This window comes from Thermoactinomyces sp. FSL K6-2592 (genome assembly GCF_038006465.1).
Classification (GTDB): Bacteria; Bacillota; Bacilli; order Thermoactinomycetales; family Thermoactinomycetaceae; genus Thermoactinomyces; species Thermoactinomyces vulgaris.
In genome coordinates this window covers 1,290,001-1,304,906 of the sequence record NZ_JBBOVH010000001.1, presented here as the reverse complement: position 1 = coordinate 1,304,906, position 14,906 = coordinate 1,290,001, and the positions used below count along the sequence as shown (strand labels likewise).

Here is a 14,906-nt window from a genome sequence, read left to right as displayed (position 1 = left end):
CCCTTATTCCCTTTCAACCGCTGTGGTGGCCGCCTCCAATTCTTTTTGCAATTGATCGTGATATTTCTTCACTTCATCCTCCGTCCAGCCAAACTCATCTTTCATCATTTGAAGCACGGATTCTTTCCATTGATGCACCCAGTCAATTTGGAACAACAAACTGCCGGTCCTGCGAATGAAAAAATCGGCAGGAGTCGCCACAGACTCTTCCAAAATCCCGTATTTGAGCATCCCGTAAACTTCCGGAGCCAATTGGTATCGGGAAGCCGCCTCTTTTCCTTCCTCCACATAACAATAAACCTGATCCACGTTGCTGCCATAACGTTGAACAAGTTCTTCTGCCGCCTGAGCAGATAAACCGATCGCTTCCCCGGCCTTTTTCTTCGATTCCAAAAAGCCTTGCCATTGATCGGAACCACCGACATCCCCTCCGGAAATGCGGATGCGGTCGGTATGGCAGGGTTTCAACTGATAACCCGCTTCTTCCGTCAATTCCTTCGCCACCAAATCAACGGTTCTTTCCGCCATTTTCCGGTAACCAGTCAACTTCCCGCCCGCAATGGTAATCAATCCGGACGGGGAACGAAAAATCTCATCCTTTCGCGAAATCTCAGAAGGAGACTTTCCTTCTTCATGAATCAGCGGACGGATCCCCGCCCAACTGGATTCGACATCATCTTTTGTCAGACGGATGTCGGGAAACATAAAGTTGGCTGCATTCAACAGATAATCCCTGTCTTCTTCCGTCACCCGCGGGTGAGCCAAATCGCCGGAATAATTCGTGTCCGTCGTGCCAATGTATGTTTTCCCGTCCCGTGGAATGGCAAAAACCATTCTCCCGTCCGGGGTGTCAAAGTAAACGGCTTGCCGCAACGGGAACCGTCCCTGATTCACCACCAAGTGAACACCTTTGGTCCAATGCAAGGTTTTCCCTTTTTTGGACCCGTCTTTTTCACGAATTTCATCGCACCACGGCCCGGTTGCATTGACAATTTTTTTAGCGTAAATTTGATAAATTTCCCCATTCAACAAATCCCGCACTTGAACGCCAACCAACTTTCCGTCTTGATACAGCAATTTCTCGGCTTTCATGTAATTGAAAGCATCCACCCCGTATTCGACGGCTTTTTTCAAAACTTCCAATGTCAGGCGCGCATCATCAGTCCGGTACTCCACATAATAAGCGCTTCCCTTTAATCCTTCTTTTCGCAACAAGGGTTCTTTTTCAAGCGTTTCTTCCCGGTTCAACATCTGCCGGCGCTCACTCTTTTTCACCCCTGCCAGATAATCGTAGAGCCAAATCCCAATGGAACTGGCCAATTTTCCGTACGTCCCGCCTTTGATGACCGGCAACAACATCCATTCGGGCCGGGTCACATGCGGGCCATTCTCATAAACAATCGCCCGCTCTCTCCCCACTTCCTTCACCAAACGGACTTCCAATTGTTTTAAATACCGCAATCCTCCGTGCACCAATTTGGTGGAACGGCTCGACGTCCCTGCCGCAAAATCCTGCATCTCGATCAAGACAGTGTTTAAACCGCGAGTCTTTGCATCCAACGCAATGCCCGCGCCGGTAATCCCCCCGCCAATCACCAAAAGGTCTATTTCCCGGGAAAGGACATCCTTGATTTTTTGTTCCCGGTTCAACACAGAAAAAGCTCCGCTCACGGTTATTTCCTCCTTTTAAAAAAATAACAGCCGTAAAAACCCCTGTGCCCGATACGGCAAAGGAGTTTCAAGGCTGTTCTCCAGATCTCATCCGTCTATTAACTTATATCCAAATTAATCCGCTGTTTTAAATGCACGGGTTGCTTCAACCGCTTTTCTCCAATTATTATACCACCGGGTCCGGGTTTTGTCATCCATATTGGATTGGAACGCACGATCGATCACCCAATTTTCAGCAATTTCCTTTTTGCTTTTCCAAAAGCCGACAGAAAGGCCCGCCAGGTAAGCCGCTCCCAAGGCCGTGGTTTCAAGGACAAGCGGTCTTTCGACAGGAACATCCAACAAATCGCTTTGGAACTGCATCAAAAAGTTATTAACGGAAGCCCCGCCGTCCACACGAAGTTTTTTCAGCCGGATTTGCGAATCTTCCTCCATGACATTGAGCACATCTTTGGTTTGGTAAGCCAACGACTCCAGCGTGGCCCTGACAAAATGCGCCCGGGTGGTTCCCCTTGTCAGTCCGAAGACAGCCCCCCGGGCATCGGAATCCCAGTAAGGCGTTCCCAACCCCACAAATGCCGGAACCACATAAACGCCTCCGGTCGAATCCACTTCATTGGCCATGGCTTCACTTTCTCCGGCTTCATCGATCAGCTTTAATCCGTCCCGCAACCATTGGATGGCGGATCCGGAAACAAAAATACTTCCCTCCAGCGCATACTCCACTTTGCCGTCCAAACCCCAGGCAATCGTGGTCAGCAGCCCGTGCTTGGAGGGCACAGCATTTTCCCCCGTGTGCATCAACATGAAGCAACCGGTTCCATAAGTGTTTTTGGCCATTCCCGGTTCAAAACACGCCTGTCCGAAAAGGGCGGCCTGTTGATCCCCGGCAATACCGGATACAGGCACTTCCTCTCCAAAGAACAAGGATTTTTCCGTCACCGTATACACTTCCGAAGAGGAACGCACTTCCGGCAGCATCTTCCCCGGAATGTCCAAAATGGAGAGCAAATCCGGATCCCATTTTAAATCATAAATATTATACATCAATGTCCGGGAAGCATTGGAATAGTCCGTCACATGCGCCCGTCCGCCTGACAACTTCCAGACCAGCCACGTGTCAATGGTGCCAAACAGCAAGTCTCCTCTTTCCGCTTTTTCCCGCGCCCCTTTGACATGATCCAAAATCCACTTGACCTTGGTCCCGGAAAAATAAGGATCAATGAGAAGACCGGTTTTCTTCCGGAATAAGTCGGTATATCCTTTTTGATTCAATTCTTCGCAGATGGAGGCCGTTTGCCTCGATTGCCAAACGATCGCCGGATAGACCGGGTTTCCTGTTTTTTTGTCCCAGACCACCGTCGTTTCCCGCTGATTGGTGATGCCAATGGCAGCAATATCAGAAGCGGACACGGATGATTTCGCCAACAGTTCGGCAATCACACTTTGGACCGAACTCCAAATCTCCATGGCGTCATGTTCCACCCACCCGGGATGAGGAAAATATTGTTGGAATTCTTTTTGGGCCATGTGAACCATTTTGCCCTGCCGGTCAAACAAAATTGCCCGGGAACTGGTTGTTCCCTGATCGATCGCCAATACATATTTTTTCGTCACTTTCCAATCACCTCATTTAATCTCTAAAAGAGAATCTGATAAGCCCATGCGGCAACGATTCCGCCAATCACCGGTCCGACTACCGGCACCCACGCATATCCCCAATTGGAATCCCCTTTTCCGGGAATCGGCAAAAGAAAATGGGCCAGACGGGGGCCAAAATCACGAGCCGGGTTAATCGCATAACCCGTGGCCCCTCCGAGTGAGATTCCGATCGCCACAATCAAAAAGCCGACAATCAGGTTTTTTAACCCGTCAGCAAACGCCATTCCTTCTGCGCCCATGACCAGCAAAATAAAAACCAAGAAAAATGTCCCAATCATCTCACTAATCAAATTAAAAAAGAAATTCGGAACGGCCGGGGCAGTGGAAAAAACAGACAACTTTGCGGCGGGGTCCTCCGTTTGTTCCCAATGCGGATAATAGAAAAGCCAGACAATCACCGCTCCCAAAAAGGCACCGATCATCTGAGCAGCGATATAGGACAGTACCTGGCTCCAAAGGAACTTGCCGGCCACTGCCAGACCGATGGTCAATGCCGGATTCAAATGGGCACCGCTGATGTCCCCTGCCACATAGGCACCCAACATCACCGCAAAACCCCATCCAAACACAATGACAATCCAACCGGAGTCATGGGAAAATGTCTTCTTCAAATTGACTCCGGCGCACACACCGCCTCCAAAAACAATCAGGATCATGGTTCCAATGAGTTCAGCCGTAAACGGTGTCATCCAATCCATACGCTCCTTTCCCCGAGATGCCCAAAAAAAACAAAAAGAATCACTAAGAACCTTTTTCCACAACCGTTAGAAAAAAGGACGTCGTGATTCTCCCTGTCTCATCACTGGTATGCCTGATTAACTTTTTATTCGCGAAAACGATTTCATACTTATTATAAATTAATGTTTTTTATAAATCAATTTCTTTTTAATTAATTTTATTCCATATCTTCTGTTCAGAGGTCGTGATCGCAACGGCTCCGGCCTGTAATGCTTCCCGGGCTTCCTCCACGGTCCGGATCAAGCCCCCGGCCAGAATCGGTACGTTGGTATTGTCGGAAATTTCCCGGATGATATGGGGGATGATTCCGGGCAAGACTTCAATGTAATCCGGCTGGAACGATTGAATCAGCCGGTAGCTGGTGTTTAAAGCATGCGAATCCAACAGAAAAATGCGTTGAATCGCAATCAACGATCTTTTTTTGGCCATTTGGATCACCGGCGTCCGCGTGGAGATCAATCCGGCCGGTTTGACTTTTTGGCACAGATATTCCGCACCGTATTCATCACTTCTCAACCCCTGAACCAGATCAACATGCAACAGCACTTTCTTTTGATGGCGCCGTGCCAATTTCATTAAAGCTGTCAGCTGAGCAATGTGGCTGTTTAACAGAATGACATATTCAAAGTCTGTTTCCATCAGCTTTTCAAATTCCTTGATATTATTGGCTGCTGGCAATATTTTCTGATTGTTGAAATGCTCCATGCTTGACACCTTCTTGTTTCGAATTATTCCTCAGGAACGCTCAAACCGAAACGGGCTCCAAGGTTTCAAATAATCCAGCAAAAACAATTCTTGTTCTTCAATCCGGCCCACCACATTGGTCCGGCCGTCATTTTTCATCGGTTTTAAGGCAATTTGCAGTTCTCCTTTGTATTGGCCGTAATGATCGTTGTCAATCAAAACATCCCCCCGGCGGATTTCCTGGGTGTTATGCGGGGGAAAAGAAGCTTGTTTATATTTTACGCGACTCCCAGTGGAACGGATCATGAATTCGGAAACATCGCCCCGGTATACATGGGATTCCTCAAACACAATTTTTTTCTCCAAAGGCGTGGCATCTTCAGACATGTTCACCGTAAACGCCGGAATTTCCGGAGTAATTTGGCTGAGCTTTTTCAACTCTTCTTCCGACGCATAGGCATTGCCGATGATCACGTCATCAATCCACCCGGTCATAAAGAAGTGTTTGGCCTGAATTTCGATTGGCAGTTCCCGGTGCATTTCCAAGGTACACAATCCTTCCGCGATCTCTCTCGGCCCCAGGGTGGCACTTTGTGAACTGACAAAGGCAGCCGTTTGAATCCCCAAGGCTTTAAAAGCGGAACTGGTCCGGGCGAAATGATCATAGGACAACCCGGTATACCGGTGAGGATAAAAGTTGTGGCAACCGGTCAGTTGCTCTTTGTTGGGTTGGTAACTGAGAATCTGGTCGATGGAACGGGTTCCCTGGCTCATGTTGATCTCGATCTTGATGCCGTAAGGATTGTAAGTCATCATGGCCTCTTCTTGCCCAGAAAAGCCCAGATCCAGCCGGATTCCGGCAACCCCCCAGTCATGAAATAAAGACAAATCATCCGCCCGGACCCCGAGGTTGGAAAAAACGCGCGGATTGACATCGATATAAACTTCCATTCCCAGCTGTTTTGCATACGCAATCGTTTGTTTCAATTGTTCCCGCTTGGCACCGTCTTGCTCATTCAGTGAAATGAAACACGTAAACACCCGGGAAAATCCGTATTTTGCTGCTGTTTCCAAATAAGCCCGGTCCTTCTCAAACGTGGTGCGCCCGGGATATAAAGAGATCCCCAATCGTTTCAATGATTTCCCCACCTTTTCATGCTTTCAGCTTTTTGATGATCCGGATCATCCGTTCAATCAATTTTTGCTCACTCATCGCCGTCATCAAATGATCCTGTGCATGAATCAATAATAACGTTTTTTCCTTCAGGGTTCCATTCAGTTCCGCCTGGATCAGCTTTGTTTGCAATTGATGCGCAACCGCCAACTCATTATCCGCTTCTTGAATCAACTGCTCCGCTCTTTCAAAATCAAAATCTTCTGCCGCTTCCAACGACTCAAAAGCAAGTCCGCGCGCGTTTCCGGCGTGCAATATGATTTCAAAAATTTCTTGTTCCAATTTACGATAACTCCTTTTTTATCATTTCGATCACACTCGGGGCTCCCATCGGCGTATATCCCGTGGAAGGGATGAGTTGCACCTTTTTATTGAGCTTTTTTCCGATATCAGAAAGGGAAACAAACCGGTGGCGGATTTGCGGGGCAACCAGTGCCATGTCATAATCGGGCAATTCATTTTCCAGTTCATGGGCACCGATCGCTTTCAAGGTGAGTGGCAGCCCTTGTTTTTCAGCTTCCAACTGAATTGCTTTCAAAACAATCGCGCTGGACATGCCTCCTGCACACACAATCAACACTTTCATCCCGAATCCTCTCCTTTTTAACAACACAAAATAACCTCTTTTTTCCAGTTCATCGCTTTATTTACCTTTAATCTACTAGAATTGATAAAAAAAGTCTATTCATATATTTTACAAATTATTTCATATCATCTTGTCTGCCAAGGCCGCCAACCCGGACCCCGCCGCTCATATCAATGAAAGCAACCACCTCCTTTTCCGAAAAGACAAGCCACGACAGTTTTAAAAACAAAAAAGAAAAAATATTCTGATATATATATGTTATAATATTTATAACCATTTGGATATCATCCTTTTTCAAAAGGAGGACGGCCATGGAGCGGTTTTTAAACTGGATTGAAACAAAATGGATGCCTCCTTTCGCCAAACTCTCGGAATTGCGTCATTTAAGGGCCATTCGCGACGGAATTATCGCAACGCTTCCTCTCATCATCATCGGTTCCCTCTTTTTAATCATTGCCTCACCTCCCGTTCCTTCGCTCGAAGCCATGGTCAAACCTTACGCGGAAGACATTTTGATTCCTTACCGGCTGACTTTGGGGTTGATGGCGTTGTATGCCTCGTTCAGCATGGGGTACAGCCTGGCCCGTTCTTACGATCTGGATGGAATCACCGGCGGATTGCTCAGTGCCGCCACGTTTATCATGGCGACCCTTCCCGTTAACCTGGATCATCTCCTTCCGGAAAACGAAGCACTGGGATGGTTGCTTCCCGTCAGCAAAATGGGCGGCTCCGGATTGTTCATGTCGATCATCGCCATGTTCATCGCCGTGGAAACCATGCACTGGTTGAAAAAATCAGGTTTCTCCATCAAGATGCACGAATCCGTTCCTTCCTCCGTGTCCCGGTCATTTGAAGCATTGATTCCGGCGGCATGCATTATTTTGCTAATGTGGATCATTCGCGTCTGGCTGGAAATCGACTTGCACAATGTGTTGCTCAAACTCTTTTCGCCCTTGGTTTATTTTGCAGGGAACACGTTCTTGGGCGCCGTGATTCCGGTTGTTTTCATCATGCTGCTGTGGTGTGCCGGGATCCACGGGGTGGCGGTGGTGGGAACCGTTTTGCAACCCATCTGGTTTGCGCTGTTGGATGAAAATGCGGCCGCGGCGGCATCCGGACAGCCGTTGCCCAACATGATCGTGGAACCGTTTTATCAATGGTTTGTCTGGATCGGTGGTTCGGGAACCACGCTCTCACTCTGTTTGTTGCTCTTATTTTCCAAATCTTCTTACCTGAGGCAAGTCGGCCGTTTTTCCATTGTCCCCAGCTTGTTTAACATCAACGAACCGGTCATTTTCGGCGTACCCATCGTCATGAATCCCCTCCTTGTGATTCCGGCCATTCTCGCACCGGTTGCCTGTACCGTCACCACTTATCTCGCTTTCTCCTTGGACTGGATCCAACGCATTTCCATATTGGCTCCGTGGACCCTTCCCGCCCCGTTTGGCGCTTATGTGGCCACCGGGGGAGATTGGCGGGCCATTCTCCTGGTTTTTGTCAATATTTTGCTGTCCGGATTCATTTACTATCCGTTCTTCAAAGCATATGAAAAGAAAATGCGCGCTGAAGAAAATGCAACACCTTAAAAAAAAGTGAGAGAAGAGTTTTCTTCTCTCACTTTGTGCCTCATTCTCCCTGTGTCCACTCTTTGACTTTGTCCGGATGATTTTCGACCCATTTTTCTGCTGCTTTGTCAGGGCTCATGCCATTGTGGATATCGGACATCACTTCTTCCATATCTTCTTTCGTCCAATGGAAACGATCGAGGATCCGGTACACCTCCGGCTTGTCTTCTTTCAAGCCTTTCCGGACGATCGTGTGGATGGCTTCTTCCCCGCCAAACATTTTTTTCGGGTCTTCCAAAAACTTCAGGTCGAAATCGGCAAATTTCCAGTGAGGCTGCCATCCGGTCACCACAATCCATTCCTTTTTCTGAATGGCTTTGGACAATTCAGCGGACATGGTGGCATCCGAACCATTGATCAATTGAAAATCCAATCCGTATTCATCAATCACTTTTTCCGTTGTTTGCATCATGGAAGCCCCGGGGTCGATTCCGACAATCCTTCCTTTGAATTGATCTTTATATTGATTCAGCTCTGTAATTGAATTGGCTTTGACATACGAAGGAACCACCAGTCCGACCCGCGCTCCTTCCAAATTGGGGCCCAGATCCACATATTGCCCTTTGAATTGGTCAGCAATCACTTTGGATGTCACCGGGAACCAACCCGCCACATGAGCATCCACATCTCCCTGGGCCACGCCCTGCCACATCGGGGTTGCCTGGGTTTCCACCAGATCAACTTCAAATCCTTGTTTCTCCAGGACTTTTTTCACGACATTGGTGCTGGCGATTTCCGATTCCCAACTGACGTATGCCAATGTCACTTTCTCTTTGCCGCCTCCGAAATCAGCATATGCGGCAATCACCATGCCCAAAAACACTAGGATCGCCACAACAGACATCCATTTGCGGACCGGGAATTTTTTCTTCCCGTTTCCACCGGAAGGAGCTGTTTTTGTTTTTCCCAGATTTTGCGTCATCCGGTCCAACACAATCGCGATGATGACAATCGCCAGCCCGGCTTCAAATCCCAAACCGACTTGCAACCGGGAGATCGATTCAAGCACGATCTCACCAAGCCCTCCGGCTCCAATCATGGAACTGATGACCACCATGGATAAGGAAAGCATGATGGTTTGGTTGATTCCGGCCAGGATAGTCGGTTTCGCGAGCGGAATCTCCACTTTGACCAAGCGTTGCCAAGAAGTGGAGCCAAAAGCATTGGCCGCTTCTTTCAACTCTTTGGACACCTGGCGCAATCCCAGACTGGTCATGCGGATGGTCGGCGGCATGGCAAACACCACCGAAGCAATCACCGCAGGCACAGCCCCCAAGGCAAAGAAAAAGACCGCAGGAATCAAATAAACAAATGCCGGCATCGTCTGCATGAAATCGAGCACCGGGGTGACAATTTGTTTGACCCGGTCACTTCGCCCGGCCCATAATCCGAGCGGGATTCCGATGATGATCGAAATCAGCGTCGATGTCAAGACCAGAGCGAGGGTTTCCACGCTGGTTTCCCATAATCCCAGATCATAGATCAGCAAAAAGCCCACCAGTGCAAAGACGGCAATCCTCAGCCGGCTTAACAACCACACCAGTAAGGTCAGCAACAAGATGGTCACCAATGGTGGCGTGACCGATAGAACCCGTTCAAAGAAATCGGTGATCGGTGTAATAATGCCTTGAATAAAATGAAATAAGGGCGCAAAATATTCTTGCATCCATTTAATCAACGCATCGACCCAGTCGGCAAGAGGGAGTTTCGGCAAATTCATTCGCTATCCCCTCCTTGCCCGGTAAGTGCCGCCCAGACGGCACCACGCCCCACAATCCCCAGCACACGATCCTCGTCATCAACAACAACGGCTGGGATGGTGGAATCCGCTTGTTGTCCCATTTCGGATACAATCGATTGCAAAGGAGTGTCTTTTTTTACTTTCACAACATCTTTCACCAAAATATCTTCTACTTTCTTTTCTTTTTTGAAGGCTTCTTTTACCTGATCGGCGGTGACCATCCCTTTTAAATAACGCTTGCGGTCAACCACCACCAACGTGGGAATGCCTTTGTCCCGCATTTTCTTTCCTGCCACACGGATTCCATCTTTTCCGAGAACGATGGTTTCCGCCTTGCGCATCACCGTTTCGGCGGTCAGGACTTTCCCCAGGTTGACATCTTCCACAAACCGTTCCACATAGGCATCGGCAGGATTGGTCAAGATCTCTTCAGGCGTCCCGATTTGCACAATTTCCCCATGGCGCATCAACACGATCCGGTCTCCGATGCGCAACGCTTCATCCAAATCATGTGTGATAAATATGACGGTTTTATTCATCGACCGTTGCAGATCGACAAGCTCTTCCTGCATCTCTTTGCGAATCAAGGGATCCAGTGCACTGAAAGCTTCGTCCATCAGCAAAATCTCCGGATCGTTCGCCAGCGCCCTGGCCAACCCGACCCGTTGTTGCATTCCGCCGCTCAATTGGTTGGGATAACTGTCAGCCCAGCTTTCCAAACCGACCAACTTCAGGCTTTCCATGGCTTTCGCTCTTCGTTCGGCGGCAGAAATCCCTTGAATCTCCAACCCGAACTCAACATTTTCAATCACTGTGCGATGGGGAAACAAAGCGAATTTCTGAAAGACCATGCTGATTTTTTTCCGCCGCAGTTCCCGCAATTGCTCCGCATTCATTTCGACAATGTTTTCATTGTCGATAAAAACCTGCCCCGAGGTCGGTTCAACCAGACGGTTCAACATCCGGAGAAGCGTCGATTTTCCGCTTCCGGACAATCCCATGATCACGAAAATTTCTCCGCTTTCCACGGCGAAGTTTGCTTGGTTCACACCCACCGTGGCTCCGGTCGCCTTGAAAATTTCTTCTTTTCCTTTTCCTTCCTTCAGCATTTTCAAAGCTTTCTTCGTTGATTTGCCAAAGATCTTCGTGAGATTTTTCACTTCAATTTGGTAGTTCAAAACTTCCCCTCCAATCTTGCTTCGTTATTTATTTCCCTAAAATCGATCTTTTAAACAGGTTTTTAATGATAAATTAAAAAATTTACGGTTATATTAGTATAATTTTAAAAACATAACCACGATTTTGTTTTTAACCAAAAATAGCAGGATGTTCGTTCACAGAGTATTTCCTGAGAAAACACAAATCCTGCATGATGGTTTACTCTATCAACTTCATCCGGGGGATCGTAAAATTTTTTCATATTCCCACCACTTTATTTATATTTTAAACCCTCCGGATCTTCACCGAGCGCAGGCAATCATCTTCCAGTGGAATTTTTGTTTTTAAAATGCTTTGCACCCACCGGATGATTCACCGCTTTTTCCTCTTTATCGTTCTCCCATTGTCTGTTTTCCTTTCAGCTGACGGAACCAGACGGATCCATTTGTATTTTTGCCGGTAAAAAAAAACGGGAAAACAAGATGGATTTATACCAAAAAAGGAACGATGGAGTTTTGGATAACAGATATTTAATGGAAGAAATGAAAAAAGCCTGAGAAAGGCACCTGATTTGGCATCTTTTTCAGGCTTTATGAGAGCTAGATGGGCCTTTTGAATATAAAGATAATGAAATACATAACAAAGGATGTTACACACAAGGAAAACAAATTTATAAAAATATTTGTTCTGTGTTTGAGAAGCTTGAATATCAGCTGATAAATTCCAATACCGATGACACCCCCGAGCGTATTGGCCAAGATATCCGTCAAATCACTTCTTCCAATCGCCAAAACAAATTGAATGATTTCAAATGACAAAGTAAAACCAACGATGGCTGACACTTTTTTCGAAAAAGCCCACTCACTTTTCAACATGCAAATATAAATACCCAAGGGTATAAAAATTCTTATATTGCTATATACCTCAGAAAAAAGAGACTGATGAAACGGAATCAAATTAATGACCCGCACTCTTTCTATATAATCAAGAGAAAACTGTAATTTAAAAAGAACCAACCACACAAGCACAAATACATAAACAGTGAATAATCCGAATGTAAACTTTTTACTTCCCAATGTTTCTCCTCCTGATTCGTATTTTTCTTTTGTTTTCCTCAGAACGATCAAAAATGCTGTGATTTTCAACCGATAAAACCATTTTTTGATTCAAAAAAAATCTCGTACCCTCAGTATGAAGTCTACCTGAAGGAACGAGTCGTTTTTTTAATGTTTCGTTGATCATTTCTTAAGAAAACACGGGAATTTCCTTAATGTTTTCTTAAGTCTGCCTTGGCATGGCGGGGAGCTCCACCGTAAATGAAGTATGTGTTTTATCACTGTCTGCATAAAGGCGCCCGCCGTGTAAAGTCACGATTTCTTTTGCAATCGCCAATCCAAGTCCCGCTCCCCCTTTGCCGGAGGAGCGGGCGTCATCAATCCGATAGAATTTGTCAAATATGGCATCCAGTTTACTTTTAGGAATACTCCCGGCATTTTTAAACTCGATCGAAACCATATCCCCGCATCGACCCGCGGTAATGTCAATGACGCTGTTGTCCTCACTGTATGCCACGGCGTTTTTCAAAATGTTGTTAAAGACCCTGGCAAGTTTATCGGGATCGGCGTATACCGTCAAATCGTCCGGAGCATGAATAACAACCTGTTTTCCATTCACGGCCAGCTGGGGGTAAAATTCATCGGTTATTTGCACCAGCATGTAGTACAGGTCAATGTGCTTTTTTTCAAGTTTAATCGTTTGGAGATTATATCGCGTGATCTCAAAAAACTCGTCGATTAACCGTTCGAGGTGAATGGCTTTGTCCAATGTAATACGAATATACTTTTCCTGTTGCTCTGCCGGCATGTCTGACGCCTCATCAAGCAGGCTCAAATAACCGATAATGGATGTCAGGGGAGTTTTAATATCATGTGCCAAGTACATGACAAAGTCATTTTTCCTTTGTTCGGCAAGCTTCGCCTCCTGCTCCCGCTTTTCCAGTGTCAGTTTTAATGTGTTCAGTTTCTGTTCCAAAAACTCCATTTCCGGAGAAAGTTCAATTTGTTTATCCTCTTTTTGGATAAGTATATCAATGCCGTTATTTATCTCGTTGAAGTATTTCGCGAATTTCGACAGCATGATACGGCACAGAATCAGAACCGTAACAGCAATCGTCACATACATAATGATGGTAATATTGTTCCGTATGGTATATTGATATATTAACATCGCGTCCTGACGCTCTAAGTAAAAACTGTTTTCCAAAAAACGTACGATCCACTCCCCGGTTCTCCACCGCATGAGTTCACGCAAATAAAAAACAAATACAATTGCAGCGATCACAATTACAAGGATATACAGGAATAGTTTGCGTTTTAATTTGTAATAATCGTTATTTTTCTCACTCAAATTTTATAACCAACTCCCCATACGGTTTTGATATATTTCGGATTATCAATGGAGTCATTCATTTTTTTGCGCAAATGCCGGATATGCACGGTGATGGTATTGCTGCTCTTGCTGAAGTATTCGTCTCCCCATATCTCATGAAACAACTGCTCAGAACTAACCACCTTTCCTTTGTTTTCACAAAGAATGCGCTGGATTGAAAACTCAGTAGGGGTGAGGGATAACGGTTTCTCGTTCAAAAAGCACTCATGCGTGTCTATATTCATGACAATGCCGGCATGAACTATAACATTTTCTTTTTGCTCTGTTACTCCATTGTATTTTTTGTATCGGCGCAACTGCGCTTTGACGCGTGCAATTAACTCAAGCGGGCGAAAGGGCTTTGTGATATAATCGTCTGCACCGATCGTAAGACCCGTCACCTTGTCCACTTCCGCATCTTTTGCGGTCAGCAGGATAATGGGGTAATTGTGATTGTCCCTGATTTTTTGGCAGATTTCAAGGCCGCTTGTGCCAGGAAGCATGATGTCCAATATGGCAAGATCCAGGTCAGTCTCATCGATACATTTCAATTTGGCAGTGTAGCATTTGAAAACGGTATAATTCTCATTTTTCAGGTATAACTCAACCAAATCAGCAATTTCACGTTCATCATCCACAACAAGTATTTTATCACTCACAGTTACCAACCCATTCTCCTCTCAACACATATAAACAGTTTGATTTTCCTGTTTACTGAAACCCCGGCTGATGACTATGTTGAAATTCATTTATCTGTTATTGTCCCACTATATTTTAATTCATATACGATTAGACGTATATCTTAAAGTAAGACAATGGATATAAAATCAGAAATCCATTGTTTGCAAAAACACATCAAGGATGTAAAAAACCCTTGCGCAACCGGAATTTCATTGATGAACCCCAATTTAGTCCTCTTTTTGATGGTTCCCGACAATGGGGAAATCAAAATACGTATCAGGGTAAGGTTCGTTTCTTAATACGTAGTGCCACCATTCATATTCGTAAGCTTCAAATCCGCTGTTTTCCATGATTGAACGTAACAACCGGCGGTTTTTCGCTTCATTGCTTGAAATTTTTTTTGAGGTGTGATGTGAGCGTTCATCCATAAAATCGAAACTGCTTCCCATGGGGACAAGTTCACCGGTATCCAACCGATAAAGCGTAAGATCAATTGCACTTCCACGGCTGTGGCTTGATAATGGCGCAACATATCCCTTTGTGATTAATTCGGATCGCTCGATATTCGGATAATATCTTTCTTTGGTAAGATTGTCTTCCGGTAGTTCGGACCAACGTAAAAAGCATTCCACCGCCCTTTGGGGCCGATAGCCGTCCCACAACAGCAAACCATACCCGAGAGCTTCTGCTTGTTTTTGTGCCTTTCGCAACGCAAGGGCTAAGTCATAAGTTCCCACGATGCGATTAACTTCATATCCG

The 14,906-nt window shown here is 46.0% G+C and carries 13 protein-coding genes and 1 pseudogene (1 of these 14 running past the window's edge); 1 reads left to right on the top strand and 13 read right to left on the bottom strand.

Going from position 1 to position 14,906, the window contains the following annotated elements; genetic code table 11:
- Nucleotides 1–3 precede the first annotated feature (3 nt).
- From NYE37_RS06915 to NYE37_RS06885, 7 genes and pseudogenes are all read right to left on the bottom strand, one after another.
- A complete protein-coding gene (locus NYE37_RS06915) occupies nucleotides 4–1,671 on the bottom strand; it encodes a glycerol-3-phosphate dehydrogenase/oxidase (protein ID WP_049720226.1) in 1,668 nt (555 codons plus the stop codon).
- Between the two features lie 114 nt (nucleotides 1,672–1,785).
- Nucleotides 1,786–3,288 (bottom strand): glycerol kinase GlpK, encoded by a 1,503-nt coding sequence (gene glpK / locus NYE37_RS06910; RefSeq protein WP_037997089.1) that lies wholly within the window; start codon nucleotides 3,286–3,288, stop codon nucleotides 1,786–1,788.
- A 26-nt stretch (nucleotides 3,289–3,314) separates the two neighbouring features.
- Nucleotides 3,315–4,022: pseudogene (locus NYE37_RS06905) on the bottom strand (MIP/aquaporin family protein); the annotation flags it as partial.
- A gap of 196 nt (nucleotides 4,023–4,218) precedes the next feature.
- Nucleotides 4,219–4,776, bottom strand: coding sequence for a glycerol-3-phosphate responsive antiterminator (locus tag NYE37_RS06900; protein WP_037997090.1), 558 nt, complete (start codon nucleotides 4,774–4,776; stop codon nucleotides 4,219–4,221).
- 30 nt (nucleotides 4,777–4,806) lie between these two features.
- On the bottom strand, nucleotides 4,807–5,892 hold the full coding sequence (locus NYE37_RS06895) for a DUF871 domain-containing protein (RefSeq protein WP_049720230.1): 1,086 nt from the start codon (nucleotides 5,890–5,892) through the stop codon (nucleotides 4,807–4,809).
- A gap of 16 nt (nucleotides 5,893–5,908) precedes the next feature.
- The gene (locus NYE37_RS06890) at nucleotides 5,909–6,211 is read right to left on the bottom strand and encodes a PTS lactose/cellobiose transporter subunit IIA (protein WP_037997095.1); all 303 of its coding nucleotides are present in this window, start codon (nucleotides 6,209–6,211) and stop codon (nucleotides 5,909–5,911) included.
- A 1-nt stretch (nucleotide 6,212) separates the two neighbouring features.
- Nucleotides 6,213–6,515 (bottom strand): PTS sugar transporter subunit IIB, encoded by a 303-nt coding sequence (locus NYE37_RS06885; protein WP_037997097.1) that lies wholly within the window; start codon nucleotides 6,513–6,515, stop codon nucleotides 6,213–6,215.
- Between the two features lie 311 nt (nucleotides 6,516–6,826).
- Here NYE37_RS06885 and NYE37_RS06880 point away from each other — a divergent pair, with 311 nt between their 5' ends.
- Entirely contained in the window at nucleotides 6,827–8,101 is a 1,275-nt protein-coding gene (locus tag NYE37_RS06880) for a PTS sugar transporter subunit IIC (RefSeq protein WP_037997099.1), read from the top strand.
- A 40-nt stretch (nucleotides 8,102–8,141) separates the two neighbouring features.
- Here the strand turns inward: NYE37_RS06880 and NYE37_RS06875 are convergent, their stop codons facing one another.
- The 6 genes from NYE37_RS06875 to vanX all read right to left on the bottom strand — a co-directional run.
- A complete protein-coding gene (locus NYE37_RS06875; protein ID WP_037997100.1) occupies nucleotides 8,142–9,860 on the bottom strand; it encodes an ABC transporter permease/substrate binding protein in 1,719 nt (572 codons plus the stop codon).
- The gene (locus NYE37_RS06870) at nucleotides 9,857–11,059 is read right to left on the bottom strand and encodes a quaternary amine ABC transporter ATP-binding protein (RefSeq protein WP_037997101.1); all 1,203 of its coding nucleotides are present in this window, start codon (nucleotides 11,057–11,059) and stop codon (nucleotides 9,857–9,859) included. Before NYE37_RS06870 ends, NYE37_RS06875 begins: the two co-directional genes overlap by 4 nt.
- Nucleotides 11,060–11,638: 579 nt before the next feature.
- Entirely contained in the window at nucleotides 11,639–12,115 is a 477-nt protein-coding gene (locus tag NYE37_RS06865) for a VanZ family protein (protein WP_037997103.1), read from the bottom strand.
- 202 nt (nucleotides 12,116–12,317) lie between these two features.
- Nucleotides 12,318–13,445, bottom strand: coding sequence for a vancomycin resistance histidine kinase VanS (gene vanS, locus NYE37_RS06860; RefSeq protein WP_037997104.1), 1,128 nt, complete (start codon nucleotides 13,443–13,445; stop codon nucleotides 12,318–12,320).
- Complete coding sequence (gene vanR / locus NYE37_RS06855; RefSeq protein ID WP_236533825.1) at nucleotides 13,442–14,125, bottom strand: VanR-ABDEGLN family response regulator transcription factor; 684 nt, start codon at nucleotides 14,123–14,125, stop codon at nucleotides 13,442–13,444. Before vanR ends, vanS begins: the two co-directional genes overlap by 4 nt.
- A 249-nt stretch (nucleotides 14,126–14,374) precedes the next feature.
- Nucleotides 14,375–14,906, bottom strand: partial view of a D-Ala-D-Ala dipeptidase VanX gene (gene vanX / locus NYE37_RS06850; protein ID WP_340711882.1) — the 3' portion only. It continues 98 nt past the right edge of the window; 532 of the gene's 630 nt are visible here — the last part of the coding sequence; its start codon lies beyond the right edge, outside the window; it ends in the stop codon at nucleotides 14,375–14,377.

Bases quoted from the DNA above. Each gene is read 5' to 3' on its own strand.
- NYE37_RS06900 (WP_037997090.1), bottom strand. From the start codon at position 4,776: ATGGAGCATTTCAACAATCAGAAAATATTGCCAGCAGCCAATAATATC.
- NYE37_RS06885 (WP_037997097.1), bottom strand. From the start codon at position 6,515: ATGAAAGTGTTGATTGTGTGTGCAGGAGGCATGTCCAGCGCGATTGTT.
- NYE37_RS06880 (WP_037997099.1), top strand. From the start codon at position 6,827: ATGGAGCGGTTTTTAAACTGGATTGAAACAAAATGGATGCCTCCTTTC.
- NYE37_RS06875 (WP_037997100.1), bottom strand. From the start codon at position 9,860: ATGAATTTGCCGAAACTCCCTCTTGCCGACTGGGTCGATGCGTTGATT.